The organism is Phyllobacterium calauticae, assembly GCF_019991125.1.
Classification (GTDB): domain Bacteria; phylum Pseudomonadota; class Alphaproteobacteria; order Rhizobiales; family Rhizobiaceae; genus Phyllobacterium; species Phyllobacterium calauticae.
Map to the genome: position 1 here is coordinate 360,017 of NZ_JAGENB010000002.1, position 19,070 is coordinate 379,086.

At 61.7% G+C, this 19,070-nt stretch carries 15 protein-coding genes; all 15 read left to right on the top strand.

Annotation, left to right across the window (positions count from 1 at the left end; translation table 11 throughout):
• The 15 genes from ftsL (at position 1) to lpxC (ending at position 19,040) form a co-directional block, all read left to right on the top strand.
• A complete protein-coding gene (ftsL, locus tag J1W56_RS07685) occupies positions 1 to 441 on the top strand; it encodes a cell division protein FtsL (RefSeq protein ID WP_223612727.1) in 441 nt (146 codons plus the stop codon).
• Positions 442 to 505: 64 nt separating this feature from the next.
• Complete coding sequence (locus J1W56_RS07690; RefSeq protein ID WP_223613461.1) at positions 506 to 2,167, top strand: peptidoglycan D,D-transpeptidase FtsI family protein; 1,662 nt, start codon at positions 506 to 508, stop codon at positions 2,165 to 2,167.
• Positions 2,168 to 2,180: 13 nt separating this feature from the next.
• Positions 2,181 to 3,650: a UDP-N-acetylmuramoyl-L-alanyl-D-glutamate--2,6-diaminopimelate ligase gene (locus tag J1W56_RS07695; RefSeq protein WP_223612728.1), complete on the top strand. Its 1,470-nt coding sequence runs from the start codon at positions 2,181 to 2,183 to the stop codon at positions 3,648 to 3,650.
• A complete protein-coding gene (locus J1W56_RS07700; protein ID WP_223612729.1) occupies positions 3,647 to 5,080 on the top strand; it encodes a UDP-N-acetylmuramoylalanyl-D-glutamyl-2,6-diaminopimelate--D-alanyl-D-alanine ligase in 1,434 nt (477 codons plus the stop codon). Before J1W56_RS07695 ends, J1W56_RS07700 begins: the two co-directional genes overlap by 4 nt.
• Before the next feature lie 25 nt (positions 5,081 to 5,105).
• Positions 5,106 to 6,188: a phospho-N-acetylmuramoyl-pentapeptide-transferase gene (gene mraY, locus J1W56_RS07705; protein ID WP_105732193.1), complete on the top strand. Its 1,083-nt coding sequence runs from the start codon at positions 5,106 to 5,108 to the stop codon at positions 6,186 to 6,188.
• Positions 6,189 to 6,198: 10 nt separating this feature from the next.
• Complete coding sequence (gene murD, locus J1W56_RS07710) at positions 6,199 to 7,599, top strand: UDP-N-acetylmuramoyl-L-alanine--D-glutamate ligase (RefSeq protein WP_223612730.1); 1,401 nt, start codon at positions 6,199 to 6,201, stop codon at positions 7,597 to 7,599.
• Positions 7,599 to 8,756 carry a putative lipid II flippase FtsW gene (gene ftsW / locus J1W56_RS07715; RefSeq protein ID WP_105732195.1) on the top strand — a complete coding sequence of 386 codons (1,158 nt, stop codon included), beginning with the start codon at positions 7,599 to 7,601 and terminating at the stop codon, positions 8,754 to 8,756. Before murD ends, ftsW begins: the two co-directional genes overlap by 1 nt.
• Before the next feature lie 7 nt (positions 8,757 to 8,763).
• Complete coding sequence (murG, locus tag J1W56_RS07720) at positions 8,764 to 9,873, top strand: undecaprenyldiphospho-muramoylpentapeptide beta-N-acetylglucosaminyltransferase (RefSeq protein ID WP_223612731.1); 1,110 nt, start codon at positions 8,764 to 8,766, stop codon at positions 9,871 to 9,873.
• Positions 9,874 to 9,924: 51 nt separating this feature from the next.
• A complete protein-coding gene (gene murC, locus J1W56_RS07725; protein ID WP_223612732.1) occupies positions 9,925 to 11,325 on the top strand; it encodes a UDP-N-acetylmuramate--L-alanine ligase in 1,401 nt (466 codons plus the stop codon).
• A 327-nt stretch (positions 11,326 to 11,652) separates the two neighbouring features.
• A complete protein-coding gene (murB, locus tag J1W56_RS07730) occupies positions 11,653 to 12,627 on the top strand; it encodes a UDP-N-acetylmuramate dehydrogenase (RefSeq protein WP_223612733.1) in 975 nt (324 codons plus the stop codon).
• Positions 12,628 to 12,906: 279 nt separating this feature from the next.
• Positions 12,907 to 13,833, top strand: a complete 927-nt coding sequence (locus J1W56_RS07735) for a D-alanine--D-alanine ligase (protein ID WP_223612734.1) — start codon at positions 12,907 to 12,909, stop codon at positions 13,831 to 13,833.
• On the top strand, positions 13,821 to 14,762 hold the full coding sequence (locus J1W56_RS07740) for a cell division protein FtsQ/DivIB (RefSeq protein WP_404928110.1): 942 nt from the start codon (positions 13,821 to 13,823) through the stop codon (positions 14,760 to 14,762). The genes J1W56_RS07735 and J1W56_RS07740 overlap by 13 nt, the downstream gene beginning before the upstream one ends.
• Positions 14,759 to 16,081 (top strand): cell division protein FtsA, encoded by a 1,323-nt coding sequence (ftsA, locus tag J1W56_RS07745; protein ID WP_182549367.1) that lies wholly within the window; start codon positions 14,759 to 14,761, stop codon positions 16,079 to 16,081. Before J1W56_RS07740 ends, ftsA begins: the two co-directional genes overlap by 4 nt.
• A gap of 66 nt (positions 16,082 to 16,147) precedes the next feature.
• Positions 16,148 to 17,842, top strand: coding sequence for a cell division protein FtsZ (gene ftsZ / locus J1W56_RS07750; RefSeq protein WP_223612736.1), 1,695 nt, complete (start codon positions 16,148 to 16,150; stop codon positions 17,840 to 17,842).
• Positions 17,843 to 18,092: 250 nt separating this feature from the next.
• Positions 18,093 to 19,040: a UDP-3-O-acyl-N-acetylglucosamine deacetylase gene (lpxC, locus tag J1W56_RS07755; protein ID WP_223613462.1), complete on the top strand. Its 948-nt coding sequence runs from the start codon at positions 18,093 to 18,095 to the stop codon at positions 19,038 to 19,040.
• Positions 19,041 to 19,070: the final 30 nt, after the last annotated feature.

The following is a 19,070-nucleotide window of genomic DNA, read 5'->3' on the forward strand; positions in this document are numbered from 1 at the left end:
ATGCTGCGCACCTTCGACATCATATTGATCGGGCTGATGATCGCAGCGGCCGGCATCACCTATAAAATCAAGCACGATGCTGAAAAGCAGATGACGGAAGTGCACAAGATCCAGCGGATGATCGCCGACGAGAAGGATACGATTGACCTCCTGAAGGCCGACTGGAGCCTGCTGACGCAGCCCAACCGCCTGCAGAAGCTGGTTGCCTCCTTCCAGGGCCAGCTCAACCTGCAGCCGGTCGAGGCGCAGCAGATCGCCAACATCAACGAGATTCCGAAAGCCAAGCCCGCCGCCGAAAAGGTGGATGACGTTGCCAACCTCATCACCGAGGCCGATGCAGGGCCGTCCGTGAAAAAGACCGATACGATCAAGACCGGCAGCGTGCGCAGGGCAACCGTTGCGGCCGTCCCCGGCGCGAAACCGAAGGGGGCTGCGCATTAAGATGGGCATCTGGATCAAGCGGAAAACAGCGCAGCTGGAAAACGGAACGGCACCGGCATTCGAAATGGATGCGCGCAAGAAGAAGACGGGCAATCGCGCACGCAACCGCGTGATGATGGCCATGATCTGCTTTATCGGCATTTATGGCGTCATCAGCGGACGCCTGATTTTCTACGGGATGCAGGAAGATACCACCGGCTACAACGGTCCGACCGGCAGCGTTCTGGCCTCGCGTCCGGATATTCTCGACCGCAACGGCGAAGTGCTGGCAACCGATATCAAGACCGCATCGCTCTATGCCGAGCCGCGCAAGATCATCGATCCTGATGAGGCCTATGAGCTGCTGTCGACCGTGCTGCCGGATCTCAACTTCGAACAGACCTACAGCCGCCTGAAGAGCGGCGCAGGCTTTGCCTGGCTGAAGCGCGGCCTGACACCGCAGCAGAAGAGCCAGATCATGGCGCTCGGCATTCCCGGCATCGGCTTCCGCACGGAAAAATCACGCTTCTATCCCGGCGGCCCGACGGCGTCGCATATCCTTGGTCTCGTCAATATCGACAATCAGGGCATTGCCGGCATGGAGAAGTACATCGACTCGCAGGGGCTGTCGGACCTGCGCGATGTCGGCCTTGCGGACGGGCGTTCGCTGGCGCCGGTGCGCCTGTCGATCGACCTGCGCGTCCAGCACGTGGTGCGCGACGTCGTGGTCAATGCGATGCAGAAATACCGCGCCATTGCGGCGGGTGCCGTTGTTCTCAACGTCAATACCGGCGAAGTGATGGCCATGGCCTCGGCACCGGATTTTGATCCGAACAACCCGTTCAATGCGCTCGACAAGGACCACCTCAACCGCATGTCGGCCGGTCTCTACGAGATGGGCTCGACGATCAAGAGCTTCACCACCGCCATGTCGCTCGACCATGGCGCGACGCTGAACACCACCTATGACGCGACACGCCCGATCACCATCGGCCGCCAGACGATCCACGATTTCCACGGCAAGGCGCGTGTGCTGACCCTGCCGGAAGTCTTCGTCTTCTCCTCCAACATCGGCTCGGCGCGGGAAGCCGATGCGGTGGGCATCGAAAATCACCGGGCGTTCCTGACGCGTCTCGGCCTGCTCGATCCGATGAAGACGGAACTGCCCGAGGTCGCCAAGCCCTATTCGCCGAAAGTATGGAAGAAGGTGAATTCGATCACGATCTCCTTCGGCCACGGCATGGCCACGACACCGCTGCAGACGGCGGTCGGCGCCGCGGCGCTGGTCAATGGCGGCCGGCTGATCGAACCGACCTTCCTGCCGCGTACGCTGGAACAGGCACAGGCCATGGCCGAACAGGTCATCAAGCCGAAAACCAGCGATGACATGCGCTATCTCTACAAGCTCAACGGCGACACCGGCTCGGGCCGCAACGCCAACGTCAAGGGCTACCGCGTCGGCGGCAAGACGGGTACGGCGGACAAGGTCGTCAATGGCCGCTATGCCAAGGATCTGCGGTTCAACGCCTTCGTGGCGGCCTTTCCGATCGAAAAACCGGAATATGTCGTTTTGACCATTATCGACGAACCAAAGCCTGCCGAAGGGCAGAGCAGCGGTATCGCAGCCTTCAACGCGGCACCCATGGTGGCGGAAATTATCCGCAGATCCGCATCGTTTCTCGGGGTAAAGCCCGATTTCGGCCAACAAGTCGCGCCATTGCAGGTTTCCTACGACAGTGATGAGTAAAGCAGATTCGGTCATGAAACTGAAAGAATTGAACGGCATACCTGCCCTGGCAATCTCCGAATTCGGGGAAACGACGATCAATGGCCTGACTTCCGATTCGCGTGAGGTCAAGCCCGGTTTCCTCTTCGCGGCCCTGAAAGGCTCGAAGGCGGATGGCAGCGTTTATGCCGCCGATGCGGCAAAACGCGGCGCAGCGATCATCGTTGCCGCCAGCGCTTCCAAGCTGAGCAACGTCTCCGCGCCGATCATCTATGTGGACGATCCGCGCCGTGCGCTCGCGCTTGCGGCTGCCAGCTTCTACCGGGTGCAGCCGGATGTGATGGTCGCCATCACCGGCACCAGCGGCAAGACATCGGTGGCCTCCTTCACCCGCCAGATCTGGGCCAATGCCGGTTTCGCCTCGGCCAGCATCGGCACGACAGGCGTGGTTTCGCCGACGCGCAATGATTACGGTTCGCTGACCACGCCTGATCCCGTCGAACTGCACAAGCTGCTGAGCGAACTGGTCGAAGAGGGTGTCACCCATGCGGCCATGGAAGCCTCGTCGCATGGCCTTGACCAGCGCCGCCTCGATGGTGTGAAGCTGTCGGCCGGTGCTTTCACCAATCTTGGCCGTGACCACATGGATTATCATCCGACGGTCGAGGAATATCACGCCGCCAAACTGCGTCTGTTCAGGGAACTGCTGCCGAAGGGCGCGCCTGCCGTCATTTTTGCTGACGATCCCTTTTCCAAGCCAACCATTGCGGCGGCCACGGAAGCCGGTTGCAAAGTGCTGACGGTCGGCCGCAAGGGCGAATTCATCACGCTGAAGCGTGTCGAGCATGAGCGGTTCCGCCAGCACGTGGAAGTGCAGATTGCCGGCGAGATCTTTGAGATCACCCTGCCGCTGGCGGGAGATTTTCAGGTGGCCAATGGTCTTGTGGCCGCAGGGCTTGCCATTGCCACCGGAGTTCCCGCTGCTGCGGCCATGCGCGGCCTTGAGCGGCTGAAGGGCGCGCCGGGACGGCTCGATCTTGTCGGCGCGACGGAAGAGGGGGCGCCCGCTTATGTCGATTACGCCCACAAGCCCGATGCGCTGGAAAACGTGCTCACCTCGGTCCGTCCCTTCACGACAGGGCGCGTCATCGTGGTGTTCGGCTGCGGCGGCGACCGCGACAAGGGCAAGCGCCCGATGATGGGCGAAATCGCCACGCGCCTTGCCGATGTCGTCATCGTGACCGATGACAACCCGCGCTCGGAAGTTCCCGCCACCATCCGCGCTGAAATTCTCGCTGCCGCTCCCGGCGCGCAGGAGATCGGCGACCGGCATGAGGCGATCCGCGTGGCGGTTGCCATGATGAAATCCGGCGATACGCTGATTGTCGCGGGCAAGGGCCACGAAGAAGGCCAGACCGTCGGCACCGTCGTGCTGCCGTTCTCCGATCACACGGAAGTCGCCCAGGCCCTGAAGGACCGTCTGGCCCGGGAGCGCAATCCATGAGTTTGCTCTGGACCTCCGAAGCCATGATTGAGGCCATGAACGGCCGTCCGGTTGGCGCGCTGCCCGAAGGCATTACCGGCATTTCCATCGATACGCGCACCCTGCGTAAGGGTGAGGCGTTCTTCGCCATCAAGGGCGATGCGCTCGACGGGCATGATTTTGCCACGGCGGCGGTGGCTGCCGGTGCGGCGCTGCTCGTGGTTGCGGAAGTGAAGCTGCCCGCGCTCGGCAAGCTCAAGACCCCGATGATCGTGGTCGATGACGTGCTCGCGGCCATGACGCGGCTCGGCCTTGCGGCGCGCGAACGCTCCCATGCCCAGATCATCGCCGTGACCGGTTCCGTCGGCAAGACGACCACCAAGGAAGCGCTGCGGCACGTCCTGGCGGATTCGGGCAAAGTGCATGCATCGGTTGCCTCGTTCAACAATCACTGGGGTGTGCCGCTGACGCTCGCCCGCATGCCCGAGGACACGGATTACGGCGTTTTTGAAATCGGCATGAACCATGCGGACGAGATTCGTCCGCTGGTGAAGATGGTCCGCCCGCATGTGGCGATCGTCACGCTGATCGCTCCGGCGCATCTTGGCCATTTCAAGAACCTACAGGAAATCGCGACGGCAAAAGCCGAGATCTTTGAAGGGCTTGTGCCCGGCGGCTATGCCTTGCTCAATCGCGACGACAAGCACTACAAGCTCCTGGAAACGCTGGCGCGCAACGCCGGTGTCGAGCACATCAAGAGTTTTGGTGAGAATGCCCGGGCGGATTACCGCCTGCGCGCGCTCAAGCTGCACGATGCCTGCTCCTGCATGACCGTGCGGCTCGCCGGTTCCGAAGCCGTCGTCAAGGTCGGCGCGCCGGGCAGGCACATCGTGCAGAACGTCCTGGCGGTGCTCGGCGCGGCGCATCTGACCGGCGCCGACATGACCAAGGTCACGCTGGCGCTGGCATCGCTGCGGCCGGAGAGCGGGCGCGGTGCGCGCCACCTGCTCGAAATCGGCAATGGCACGTTCACGCTGATCGATGAGAGCTACAACGCCAATCCGGCTTCGGTGCGCGCGTCGATAGAGCTTCTGGCTGCCGCCGTGCCCACGGGCAAGGGGCGCCGCATTGCCGTGCTCGGCGACATGCTGGAACTCGGCAAGCAGGCGCCAAAGCTGCATGCGGACCTGGCGCCGGTCATCACGGCCAATCATATCAACATGGTTTTTCTCGGCGGACCCGAAATGGCGGCGCTTAAAGCCGCCTTGCCGGTTGAATTTCACGCCGAATACAGGCAGAGCGTCGACGAATTGCAGTCAAATCTGCTGAACACGATCAGGGCCGGTGATGTGATCATGATCAAATCATCGAAAGGAATCGGTTTTGTCCGGATCGTCAAGGCAATCCTACAGAAGTACAACGCCGTGGAGCCCGCCGGTCCTGCCGAGTGAGCTTACGGGGATGGGGACATAGTCTATGCTTTATTATCTGGCCGGTCTGGCGGAACATATCCAATTTCTGAACGTGTTCCGCTACATCACGTTCAGGACCGGCGGCGCGCTGATCACCTCGGCGCTGATCGTGTTTCTGTTCGGTCCCCGCATCATCGACTCCCTGCGTGTCCGGCAGGGCCGCGGCCAGCCGATCCGCGCGGACGGCCCGCAAACCCACTTCAAGAAGGCCGGGACGCCAACCATGGGCGGCCTGATGATCATGACCGGTATCCTGATCTCGTCGCTGCTCTGGGCCAACTGGTCCAACATCTATGTCTGGGTCGTGCTTCTGGTTGCCGTGAGCTTCGGGGCCATCGGCTTCTATGATGATTATCTCAAGGTCAGCAAACAGTCGTTCAAGGGCTTTTCAGCCCGCGCGCGCCTCGGCATCGAGTTTCTGGTCGCCGCGCTGGCCGGTCTTGCCATCATGTGGGCGGGGCAGGAACCGTTCTCTTCGTCCCTGACCTTCCCCTTTGCCAAGCAGCTGATCCTCAATCTCGGCATTTTCTTCGTTCCCTTTGCCGCCTTCGTCATGGTCGGCGCGGGCAATGCCGTCAATTTCACCGACGGTCTCGATGGCCTTGCCACCGTTCCGGTGATGATCGCCGCCGCCTCGTTCGGGGTGATCGCCTACCTCGCCGGTAATGCGATCTTTGCCGATTACCTGCAGATCCATTTCACGCCGGGCACGGGTGAACTTGCCGTGGTTCTCGGCGCTGTCATTGGCGCGGGTCTCGGTTTTCTCTGGTTCAACGCGCCGCCCGCCGCCATTTTCATGGGTGATACCGGGTCGCTGGCGCTGGGCGGCCTCATCGGTGCCGTCGCCGTTGCCACCAAGCACGAAATCGTTCTGGCCATCATCGGCGGCGTCTTCGTCATGGAAGCCATGTCAGTCATCATCCAGGTCACCTCGTTCAAGCTGACGGGAAAACGCGTGTTCCTGATGGCGCCGATCCACCACCATTTCGAAAAGAAGGGCTGGACCGAGAGCCAGGTCGTGATCCGCTTCTGGATCATCGCCGTCATTCTCGCGCTGATCGGCCTTTCCACACTCAAGCTCAGATAAGGCCAGTTGCATGATCGCTGCCCACTCCTTGCAGGACAAGACCGTCGCGCTCTTCGGGCTCGGCGGGTCGGGTATTGCGACGGCAAAGGCGATTGCAGCCGGCGGTGCGAAGGTCATTGCCTGGGACGACAATCCGGAGAGCGTTGCGCGGGCGCAGGGCGCCGGTATCGACACCAGTGACCTGCGGTTGGTCGACTGGAAGCAGTTCTCGTCCTTCGTCCTGTCGCCCGGCGTGCCGCTGACCCATCCGCGCCCGCACTGGACGGTGGATCTCGCCCGCGCCGCAGGCGTTGAAATCATCGGCGATGTCGAACTCTTCGTGCGCGAGCGCAATCTGGCGGGAAAGAACAGCCCGTTCATCGCCATCACCGGCACCAACGGCAAGTCGACGACGACGGCGCTGATCGCCCATATCATCAGGGCGTCGGGCCGTGACATGCAGCTGGGCGGCAATATCGGCACCGCCGTGATGACGCTGGAGCCGCCGGCGGATGGCCGCCACTATGTCGTGGAATGCTCGTCCTACCAGATCGATCTGGCACCGTCGATCAATCCGACCGCCGGTATCCTTCTGAACCTGACGCCGGATCATCTCGACCGGCATGGCACCATGCAGCACTATGCCGAGATCAAGGAACGGCTGGTCGCGGGCAGCGAGACGGCGATTGTCGGTGTCGACGACAGTTTCTGTGCCGCCATTGCCGACCGGCTGGAGCGTGCAGGCAAGCCGGTGATCCGCATTTCCAAGCGCCTGCCTATCCCGAACGGCTATTTCGCCGACGGGGCGACGCTGTATCTCGCCGAAAACGGCGCGAAAACCGCTGTCGCTTCGCTGCATGGCATCGGGTCGCTGCGCGGCGAGCACAATGCGCAGAACGCGTTGGCAGCTTTTGCCGCCTGCCGTTCCGTCGGCCTCTCGGCGGATGAGATCAATGCGGGCCTCAAAACCTTTCCTGGCCTTGCGCACCGCATGGAGCAGGTGGCGCGGCAGGGCAGGACGTTGTTCGTCAACGATTCCAAGGCGACCAATGCGGATGCGGCCGCGCCCGCGCTGTCGTCCTTCCCGCGCATCTACTGGATTGCCGGCGGCCTGCCCAAGGAAGGCGGCATCGCTTCCCTTTCCGGTTTTTTCCCGCGTATCGCCAAGGCCTATCTGATCGGCGAGGCGGCACCGCAATTCGCCGCAACGCTTGGCGAGGCGGCACCCTATGAGATTTCGGGCACGATCAGTGCAGCGGTGGAACATGCCGCGCGGGACGCGGCCGGCGACGGATCGCAGGAAGCTGTGGTCCTGCTGTCGCCCGCCTGTGCCAGTTTCGACCAGTTTCAGAATTTCGAGAAACGCGGCGAGGCATTCCGCTCCGCCGTATTGGCGCTTGCAGGCGCTTCACCGATTGAAGGGGCAAACTGATGGTAAGCCGCATTGACCGTGGACCCGTCGCCGACTGGTGGTGGACAATTGACCGTTTCCTTTTGGCCGCCTGCCTCAGCCTGATGGGTCTCGGCATCCTTCTCTCCTTCGCCGCGAGCCCCGCCGTTGCCGAGCGCATCGGTCTTGAGAGTTTTTACTTCGTCAAGCACCAGTCGATGTTCATGGTGCCTGCGGTGTTCGTCATGTTCGCCGTGTCGTTCATGGCGCCGCGCACCATCCGCCGCTTTGCCATCATCCTGCTCGGTCTCTCCATGCTGGCGATGGTTGGCGCCCTGTTCTTCGGCATCGAAGTCAAAGGCGCGCGCCGCTGGGTGTCGCTGGCGGGCATCTCCATCCAGCCATCCGAATTCATGAAACCGGCCTTTGTCATTGTCTGCGCCTGGCTGTTTTCCGAGAATGAGCGGCGCAAGGATATTCCCGGCAACTTCTTCTCCATGGTGCTGTTCGGCGTTGTCGCGGCATTGCTGGTGGCGCAGCCCGACCTTGGCCAGACCATTCTGACCGCCATCACCTGGGGCGCCATGTTCTTCATGGCCGGTGTGCCGTGGCTGTGGATCATCAGCCTTGGCGTTCTCGGCGTTGCCGGTTTCTTCGGCGCCTACACGATCTTCCCGCACGTGGCGGGCCGTATCGACCGTTTCATGACCGGCGAAGGCGATACATTCCAGGTGGATGCCGGGCGCGAAGCGATTATTCGCGGCGGCTGGCTCGGGCAAGGGCCCGGCGAAGGCACCATCAAGCGCATCATCCCTGACAGCCACACGGACTTCATCTTCTCGGTGACTGCCGAGGAGTACGGCATCGCGCTCTGCCTGCTGATCGTGCTGATCTTCGCCTTCATCGTCATTCGCGGCCTGTCGATCGCGCTGAAGGAGCGGGACGATTTCACCCGCCTTGCCGTCTCCGGCCTCGTCATCCTGTTCGGCTTCCAGTCGATCATCAACATTTCGGTGAACCTGCACCTGATGCCCGCAAAGGGCATGACGCTGCCGTTCATCTCCTATGGCGGCTCGTCGCTCATCTCGGTGGCAATTTCGACGGGACTGCTACTGGCGCTGACAAGGCGCAGACCCGAGGGCAGGCGGTCGGCGACGCTGGCAAACACCAAAACGCCGTCACTGGCCAACGCTATCTGAGGGACTGATGTCGAAGGGGATTATTGTTCTGTGTGCCGGGGGCACGGGCGGGCACCTGTTTCCGGCGGAAGCGCTGGCGCATGTGCTGATCGAACGCGGCTGGGATATCCATCTGGCAACCGATGACCGGGCCGAACGGTTCGCCGGGAGCTTTCCGGCCAGGGAAATCCATGTGGTGCGCTCCGCCACCATCGGCGGACGCAACCCGATTTCTCTCGCCCGCACCTTCTGGACGCTCTGGCAGGGCAATCTCGATTCCCGCAAACTGTTCCGGCGCCTGAAGCCGAAGCTGGTGGCGGGCTTCGGCGGCTATCCGACCCTGCCGCCGCTCTATGCGGCGACGGCGCTGAAAATCCCGACGCTCATCCACGAACAGAATGCCGTGATGGGCCGTGCCAACAAGGCGCTGGCTGCCCGCGTCAATGCCATTGCCGGCGGGTTCCTGCCGCAGGGCGAAGGCCCCTATGCCGGCAAGATCGTGGTGACGGGCAATCCCGTCCGCCCGGCCGTGCTGGCGGAAGTCGGCAAGGCCTACAAGGCATCGCAGGCGCACCAGCCGTTTCATTTTCTGGTGTTCGGCGGTAGCCAGGGCGCGTCATACTTTTCAACTGCCATCCCCGCTGCCATCCAGCTTCTGTCGCCGGAGGACCGGGCCCGTCTGGTGCTGACACAGCAGGCCCGCGCCGAGGACGAGGCGCAGGTGCGCTCCGCCTATCAGGCCATGGGCGTCAAGGCCGAGGTCGCGCCATTCTTCAAAGATATGCCGCGGCGCATTTCCGATGCGCATTTCGTCCTGTCGCGCTCCGGCGCCTCGACCGTGTCGGAAATCGCGGCTATCGGCCGCCCGGCCATTCTCGTTCCCTTCCCGCATGCGCTTGACCACGATCAGGCGGCGAATGCCGCTGCCTTGCAGGCCGCGGGCGGAGCCGATGTCATCAAGCAGTCGGAACTGTCGCCGGAGCGGATCGCCCATATCCTCGCCAGCGCCATGCACGAACCGACGCGGCTGGCATTTATTGCGGAAAAAGCCCGCTCGACGGGCAAGCCGGACGCTGCAAGGTTGCTTGCCGACCTCACAGAGGCTATTGCATCCGGCCAATCCCTTACGGTGAGATGAGTTCGCTATGACCTCGTCTCCTTCTGAAGTTTTCAAAAAAGGAGTGCGTCCATGAAGATGCCGCTCAACATCGGTCTTGTTCATTTCATCGGTATCGGCGGTATCGGCATGAGCGGCATTGCCGAAGTCCTGCACAATCTCGGCTACAAGGTTCAGGGTTCCGATCAGTCGGACAGCGCCAATGTGCAGCGTCTGCGCGACAAGGGGATTGAAGTCTTTGTCGGACACGATGCGGATAATCTCGGCGATGCCGAGGTTATCGTGGTGTCGACGGCGATCAAGAAGAGCAATCCGGAACTCGTTGCCGCACGCGAAAAACTTTTGCCCATCGTGCGCCGGGCGGAAATGCTGGCGGAACTCATGCGCTTCCGTCAGGCGGTCGCCATCGGCGGCACGCACGGCAAGACCACGACCACCTCGATGGTGGCAACCCTGCTCGATGCGGGCAATCTCGATCCGACCGTCATCAATGGTGGTATCATCAACGCCTATGGCACCAATGCCCGCATGGGCGCGGGCGAATGGATGGTGGTGGAAGCCGACGAGAGCGACGGCACCTTCCTGAAGCTGCCTGCCGACATCGCCGTGGTCACCAATATCGATCCGGAGCATCTCGATCACTACGGCACGTTCGACCGGGTGCGCGAAGCCTTCCGGCAGTTCGTCGAGAACGTGCCGTTCTACGGTTTCGGCGTCATGTGCCTTGATCATCCGGAGGTGCAATCGCTGGTGTCGCGCATCGAGGACCGCCGTGTCATCACCTATGGTGAAAACCCGCAGGCTGACGTGCGCTTTGTCAATCTCGTGGTCGATGGACCGACCTCGCAGTTCGACGTGCAGATTTCCAGGCGCAAGACCGGCGAGACCACCGAGATCAAGGGCCTGCGGCTGCCGATGCCCGGCAGGCACAATGTGTCGAATGCGACAGCGGCGATTGCCGTGGCGCACGAGCTCGGCATTTCCGCCGAGGACATCAAGAAGGGCCTGTCGTCTTTCGGCGGCGTGAAGCGGCGCTTTACCCATACCGGTTCGTGGAAAGGCGTCGACGTGTTCGACGATTACGGGCATCACCCGGTCGAGATCAAGGCCGTGCTGAAAGCGGCGCGCGATTCCGCCAAGGGCCGGGTGATCGCTGTCGTCCAGCCGCACCGCTTTACCCGTCTGGCGAGCCTCTTTGACGAGTTTGCGGCGTGCTTCAACGATGCCGATACCGTGATCGTCGCGCCGGTCTATACCGCAGGTGAAGACCCGATCGAGGGCGTCACATCGGAAGCGCTGGTGTCGCGCATCAGGACGGCGGCGCACCGCGACGCCCGCTACATCAACGGTCCGCAGGAAATCGCGCCATTGATCGCCACCATCGCCAAGCCTGACGATTTCGTGATCTTCCTTGGAGCCGGCAACATCACCCAGTGGGCCTATGCCTTGCCAAAAGAGCTGGCTGCGCTTTAGAGCATTCTCCGGCCATAGTGACCTATTCTGACGGAGGAATGTTGGGCCAAGATCAAGCAAAGACAGGAAGGCCCGCACCCTTCGTGCGGGCGAGTGGCTTTGCGCCGGAATTGGCGCAACAGGCTCCGTCCCTTCGGGTTTCCGGCTGGCGGACACCCACTTTGTCAGGCGGCGTCGCCCGATGGAAAGACATCGGCCTCGCCACCTTCCGCGTGGACTGTCTCGCCATCCGGGAAACAGAATATGGCCAATATGGCCGGAAAATGCTCTAATTTTGCGGTTGCGTCCGGTTCGACGGCCGGACGCCATAACTGCTGGAAGGATATCATGTCTTCAAGGATTGACGGCGAGGCCCTGCTTGGCAAGCTGGGGGATCGTTTCTCGGGGCTGCGCGGGCGGCTGACGCCCAATATGGGTATGGAAAAGGTGACCTGGTTCCGCGCCGGCGGCCCGGCGGAAGTCATGTTCCAGCCTGCCGACGAAGAAGATCTGGCAGCCTTCCTGCAGGCCGTTCCCGAAGAATATCCCATCCTTGTCGTGGGCATCGGTTCCAACCTTCTGGTGCGCGACGGCGGCGTCCCGGGTTTTGTCGTGCGCCTCTCCGCCAAGGGCTTCGGCGATGTCGAGCGCGTCGGCGATACGCAGTTGCGGGCGGGTGCCGCGACCCCGGACAAGCGGCTTGCCGCGGCGGCGCTTGAGGCGAAGATTGCCGGTTTCCATTTCTACCACGGCATTCCCGGCGGGCTGGGCGGCGCGCTGCGCATGAACGCCGGTGCCAACGGGGTCGAGACGCGCGAGCGGGTGATCGAGGTGCGGGCACTCGACCGCAGGGGCAATGTGCATATCCTGTCCAACGCCGACATGGGCTATGCCTATCGCCATTGCGGCGCAGCCGGCGACCTGATCTTCACCTCCGCCTTGCTGGAAGGAACGCCCGGTGAAACCCATGCCATTCAGGCGGCGATGCATGCGGTGCAGCAGCACCGCGAAACCGTGCAGCCGATCCGCGAGAAGACCGGCGGCTCGACCTTCAAGAATCCGGAAGGCACATCCGCCTGGAAGGAAATCGACGCGGCGGGCGGTCGCGGCCTGATGATCGGTGGCGCACAGATGTCACCGATGCACTGCAATTTCATGATCAATACCGGCACCGCCAGCGGACATGATCTGGAAACGCTCGGCGAGACGATCCGCTCGCTCGTGCTGCAAAACTCCGGCATCCATCTGCACTGGGAAATCAAGCGTCTGGGACTTTTCCGTCCCGGCCAGGAAGTGCAGGAGTATATGGGGCAGCTTTTGTAGCAAAAACCGAAATTTTTTTACGATGAATCAGAGGCGCGTTTGCCTCTGATTTTGTTTCCGAAATCGAATCGCAAACACTTTTTTTTACGCCAAATTTCATTGTTGAATCAAAGGGGACTTGTCACGGAATCAACTCTCTGATTCTTTAGGGGCAAGCGTTAACTGATTTGAGTCGGCTGATTTGGTCAGCCTCGGGTGCCTGCGGTCTCGATCGCCGGGCGTGCGGAGACTTATGTCGTTTTTCGGCTTTGATGGGGATGTGTACAAGGGGTTGCCTTCATGGCGAAAAAGCATGTTGCGGTGCTGATGGGCGGATTTTCATCGGAGCGTCCGGTGAGTCTCTCCTCGGGCAATGCCTGCGCCGATGCTTTGGAGGCCGAGGGCTATCCGGTCACTCGCGTCGACGTGACCCGGGACATCGCCAGCGTGCTGGCAGAGCTGCGCCCCGATGTGGTGTTCAATGCGCTGCATGGTCCTTTCGGCGAGGACGGTACGATCCAGGGCATCCTCGAATATCTGGAAATTCCCTATACCCATTCCGGCGTGCTTGCGTCGGCGCTGGCCATGGACAAGGAGCAGGCGAAGACCATCGCCAGGGCTGCCGGTATTCCCGTGGCCGAAGCCAAGGTGATGAACCGTTTCGATTTCACCACGAAACATCCGATGAAGCCGCCCTATGTGGTCAAGCCCGTCAATGAGGGGTCGAGCTTCGGTGTCGTCATCGTCAAGGAGGATCAGTCGCATCCGCCGCAGGTGATCACCTCGGCGGAATGGAAATATGGCAACACCGTCATGGTCGAACGCTACATCCATGGGCGCGAACTGACATGCGCCGTGATGGGCGATGTGGCCATCGGGGTGTGTGAAATCATTCCCGTGGGTCATCAGTTCTACGATTATGATTCAAAATATGTTGCAGGCGGATCAAATCATGTGTGTCCGGCTAAAATTTCACTAAAAATTTACCAAAAAATACAAACACTAGCACTCAAGGTGCATCAGGCAATTGGATGTAAAGGGATTAGCCGGTCGGACTTCCGTTACGACGACCGTTTTTCCGAAGATGGCGAACTGATTTGGCTGGAGATAAACACCCAGCCGGGCATGACTCCAACATCTCTTGTACCTGATATCGCCAAAGCCGCGGGGCATACCTTCGGTGAATTGTTGAGTTGGATGGTGGAGGACGCATCGTGTTTGCGTTGAAGGGCAAAAAAGGACACCCCCGGGGTGTGGCGCCAGTGTCTTCGGACAGGATGGCGGCTTTTGGCCGTTTCCGCTTCGTCCTGCCGAAATTCCTGCGCAAGCCTGTGCGCGTCTTCACCCGCATGGTCGAAGGGGAGGTTCATATCCCCAACCATACGGGAACCCTCGGTGCTGTCGTCTTTCTGGCTCTGACCGGCGCTTACGGTGCCATTCTTGGCGGCCATGCTCCCGAGGTGGTCAAGGTAACGACATCGACCTTCGGTTTTGCCATCGAAGACGTGAAGGTGGTCGGCAACAAGGAAACCTCCGAGATCGACGTGCTCGGCGCGCTGGGCCTCGATGGCGAGACCTCGCTGGTCGGCCTGAGTGCCGCCGATGCGCAGAAGGCCGTGGCAACCCTGCCGTGGGTTGAATCCGTCGATGTGTTCAAGGTCTATCCGAACACGATCCAGATTTCGATTCACGAGCGCTCCGCCCTGGCTGTGTGGCAGAACGGCGATGATCTCTCGATCATCGACGAGGATGGCCGCGTGATCGTTCCCTATTCGTCCGGCCGCCATTCGGCGCTGCCGCTGATCATGGGCGCGGGTGCCGACAAGCAGGCGAAAATGCTGTTCGCGCAGATTGCAGCGTTTCCGGATGTCGTATCGCAGGTCCGTGCCTATGCCCGCATCGGCGACCGGCGCTGGGATCTGATCCTGAAGAATGGCGTGACGGTGATGCTGCCGGAATTCCGTATCGATCAGGCAATGGCCGATATCGTGAAGATGGACCGGAAGGACGGGCTGCTGTCCCGGGCGATCTCATCGGTCGACATGCGGCTTGCCGACCGGGTTGTTTTGAAGCTGACGCCAGATGCGATGGTGCAGCGCGTAGAGTTTTTGAAGGCGCGAGACAAGGCGCCTAAGCGTTCGGAGAAGCGTATATGAGTATTCTGAACGGAAAGAGCACGTCGACTGGAGCTGCTTCCGCAAAACGGACGCGGTCTTTGACGGTTCTTGACATCGGTTCAAGCAAGGTGTGCTGCATCATCGCCCGGCTGCGTCCGCGCGAGGAAAGCGCGCATCTGCCCGGCCGCACCCATCGCATCGAGGTGCTCGGCATCGGTCACCAGAAATCGCGCGGCATCAAATCAGGCGTCATCGTCAATCTCGATGCGGCCGAGCAGGCCATCCGCCTGGCTGTTGACGCGGCCGAACGCATGGCTGGCCTGACCGTCGACTCGATGATCGTCAACATTTCCGCCGGGCGCCTGAAGAGCGAAAGCTTTTCCGCCAGCATTAATCTGGGTGGCCATGAAGTCGACCAGTCCGATATCCGCCGCGTGCTGGCCGCCGGTGCCAAGCAGGCGCTGGCGACGGAACGCCACCTCGTGCATTCGCTGCCCATCGGTTATGCGCTCGATGGCGAGAAGGGTATCCGCGACCCGCTTGGGATGATCGGCGATACGCTTGGGGTCGAGATGCATGTGCTGACCGCTGATGCCGCGCCGCTGCGCAACCTCGAACTCTGCGTCAACCGCTGCCACCTTTCGGTGGAGGCGATGATTGCAACCCCTTACGCCAGCGGCCTTTCGGCGCTCGTCGATGACGAAGCGGAAATGGGCGCGGCCTGCATCGACATGGGCGGCGGCACCACGACGATTTCCGTGTTCTCCGAAGGCAAGTTCATCCATGCGGATGCCATCGCCATCGGCGGCAACCACGTGACGATGGACGTGGCGCGCGGTCTTTCCGCCCATATGGACGATGCGGAGCGATTGAAGGTCATGCACGGTTCGGCCCTGCCGAGCGCTGCCGATGACCGCGATCTCATCAGCGTCTCGCCGCTCGGCAATGACGGCCGCGACGTTCCCAACCAATATCCGCGCGCGGTGCTGACACGCATCATCCGGGCGCGCGTCGAAGAAACACTGGAATTGGCACGCGACCGCCTCAACCAGTCCGGCTACGGCCAGATTGTCGGCAAGCGTGTTGTCCTGACAGGCGGGGCCAGCCAGTTGGCGGGTTTGCCTGAAGTGGCGCGCCGTATTCTGGCCCGCAACGTACGTATTGGCCGTCCTCTGGGTGTGACGGGGCTTCCCGAAGCAGCCAAGGGGCCAGCTTTCTCCGCAGCGGTGGGTCTGTTGATCTATCCGCAGGTGGCAGGAATTGAGGAGCGTTCTGTAAAGGCCGGTTCATCATCGCTGATGACGGGTACGGGTGGGCGTTTTCAGCGTATCGGCCAGTGGCTGAAAGAGAGTTTTTGATCAATCCGGGGAAACCCAAAAAAGATACCGCGGCGGCGAAGCGGTAAAGGAAAAAGGAACAAACAAATGAGCATCAATCTGCAAAAGCCGGACATTACCGAGCTTAAGCCCCGGATCACCGTGTTTGGTGTTGGCGGTGGCGGTGGCAACGCGGTCAATAACATGATCAATGCCGGTTTGCGCGGTGTTGAGTTTGTTGTGGCCAATACGGATGCGCAGGCCCTGTCGCAGTCGAAGGCTGAACGTCTCATTCAGCTCGGTGCTGCAGTGACCGAAGGTCTGGGCGCCGGTTCGCAGCCGGAAGTCGGCCGCGCCGCCGCTGAAGAATGCATCGACGAAATCAACGATCACCTGCAGGGCACGCATATGTGCTTCGTCACGGCCGGCATGGGTGGCGGTACCGGTACCGGTGCTGCGCCCGTTGTTGCCCGCGCCGCCCGCGAAAAAGGCATCCTGACCGTGGGTGTCGTCACCAAGCCTTTCCATTTCGAAGGCCAGCGCCGCATGCGCACCGCCGATATGGGCATCGAGGACCTGCAGAAGAATGTCGACACACTGATCGTCATTCCGAACCAGAACCTCTTCCGCATCGCCAATGACAAGACGACCTTTGCCGATGCCTTCGCCATGGCCGACCAGGTTCTCTACTCCGGTGTTGCCTGCATCACCGACCTGATGGTCAAGGAAGGCCTGATCAACCTCGACTTTGCCGACGTGCGTTCGGTGATGCGCGAGATGGGCAAGGCGATGATGGGTACGGGCGAAGCATCCGGCGATGGCCGCGCCATGGCCGCTGCCGAAGCTGCCATTGCCAACCCGCTGCTCGACGAAACCTCGATGCGCGGCGCCAAGGGCCTGCTGATCTCGATCACCGGCGGGCGTGACATGACGCTGTTCGAAGTCGACGAAGCGGCAACGCGCATTCGCGAAGAAGTCGATCAGGATGCCAACATCATCCTCGGCGCGACCTTCGACGAAAGCCTCGAAGGCATCATCCGCGTTTCGGTCGTGGCAACGGGTATCGACAAGCAGCTGGGAGAGTCGGCCCCTGCGCCGATCGAATTTCGCCAGCCGATGAAGCCGATTGCCAAGCCGGTCCAGCAGCCGGCCGCACGGGTCGAGACTGTTGCTCCGCGCCCTGTCGTGCAGCAGCCGGCAGCCCGCCTTGCCGATCCGGTCGCTGACGCCATTCGCGCCGCCGAAATGGAAATGCCGCAGCGCGCACCGCAGCCGGCCGAACAGGAATTCCGTCCGCAGAGCCGCATTTTCCAGGCACCTGCTCCGGAAGTGTTCGACGCACCGGTTGCCGCAGCACCGCAGCAGCCTGTCCACCAGCCCGCGCCCCAGCCGCAGGTTCAGATGCAGGCAGCGCCCGTCGCACAGCCCGCACCGGCACCGCGCATGCCAAACGTGTCCGACTTCCCGCCGGTTGTTCAGGCGGAACTGAATGCACGGGATCACGGCCGTGACCAGGCATCCTATGACAGCCACGAAGACCGTGGCCCGATGGGTCTGCTCAAGCGCCTGACCGCCGGCCTGACCCGCCGCGAAGACGACACCGCACGGCTTGAACCGGCACAGCCGCGCGAACCGGCCATGCGTCCGGCAGAGCCGCGCCGCCCGCTGTCGCAGGATGCATCGATCTATGCACCGCGCCGCGGACAGCTGGACGAACAGGGCCGTGTTCAGCCCCAGTCGCGCCAGTCGTCGGAAGATGATCAGCTGGAAATCCCGGCATTCCTGCGCCGCCAGGCCAACTGATCCGATCACGTATTGTTAAGAAATATGAAACCCGCCATTGTCCCAATGGCGGGTTTTTTCGTTCAAACTATTGAAAAACCTCGAAAACGACCTAGTTCTTGTCCGTGCAGGACCGTTGCGGGACTGCCGAAACCGTGATTTTGCCTGACGCCGCGTCAATTGTATCGTCCGGCGCAAAATAGCTGCGGTTCACCTTGATTCTGGCAGAACGGCACAGATTGATTTTACGATGACATGGGCAGAGCAGGGCATGGGGTCTCAGTTGCGCGACTATCAAACGACCATTGCAGAGCGGGTTTCGCTGTCCGGCGTTGGCGTCCACAGCGGCGCACCCGTCACGATGACCTTCGCGCCGTCCGCCGCCGATACGGGCATCGTCTTTCACCGGCGGGATGGCGAAGGGCGCAGCCATGCCATCAAGGCGCTGGTCTCGGAAGTCGGCACGACGGATCTCAGCACCACGCTGGGCAAGCGGAGCGGCGCGACCGTCAGCACCGTTGAACATGTGATGGCCGCGATATCCGGGGCAGGGATCGACAATCTGATCATCGAGATCGACGCGCCGGAAGTGCCGATCGTCGACGGCACATCGGCCGCCTTCCTCGTGGCCTTCGATGAGGCGGGGCTGGTCCAGCAGACAGCCCGGCGGCGCTATATCCGCGTGCTCAAACCGTCACGCATCGAGGCCGGTGCCTCCTGGGCGGAGTTCGTCCCCCATGAGGGCACGCGCTACGAGGTGGAGATCGATTTCGACACGCCCGTCATCGGCAGGCAGATCTTTGCCGCGGATATGAGCGAGGCGGTGTTCCGCGACGAGATTGCGTCCGCCCGCACCTTCGGGTTCATGCGCGATGTGGAAAAGCTCTGGGCTGCCGGGCTGGCGCTCGGCTCGTCACTGGATAATTCGCTTGTCATCGGCGATGACCATACGGTCATCAATCCCGGCGGCCTGCGCTTTCCCGATGAGTTCGTGCGCCACAAGACATTGGATGCCGTTGGTGATCTTGCCCTGGCAGGGGCGCCGTTCATCGGCTGCTTCCGCTCCTATCGCGGCGGCCACCGCCTGAATGCCATGGCGCTGCGGGCACTGCTGTCCGATCACTCTGCGTTCGAGATCGTCGAAACGGCGGGCATCCCGGGGCGCGGGGCGTCCCTCGTCGCTGTCCATGCACCGGTGTTTGCACCCTGGGCTGTCTAGCCAGTCTTGCAATTGATGTCATGCGTGGTT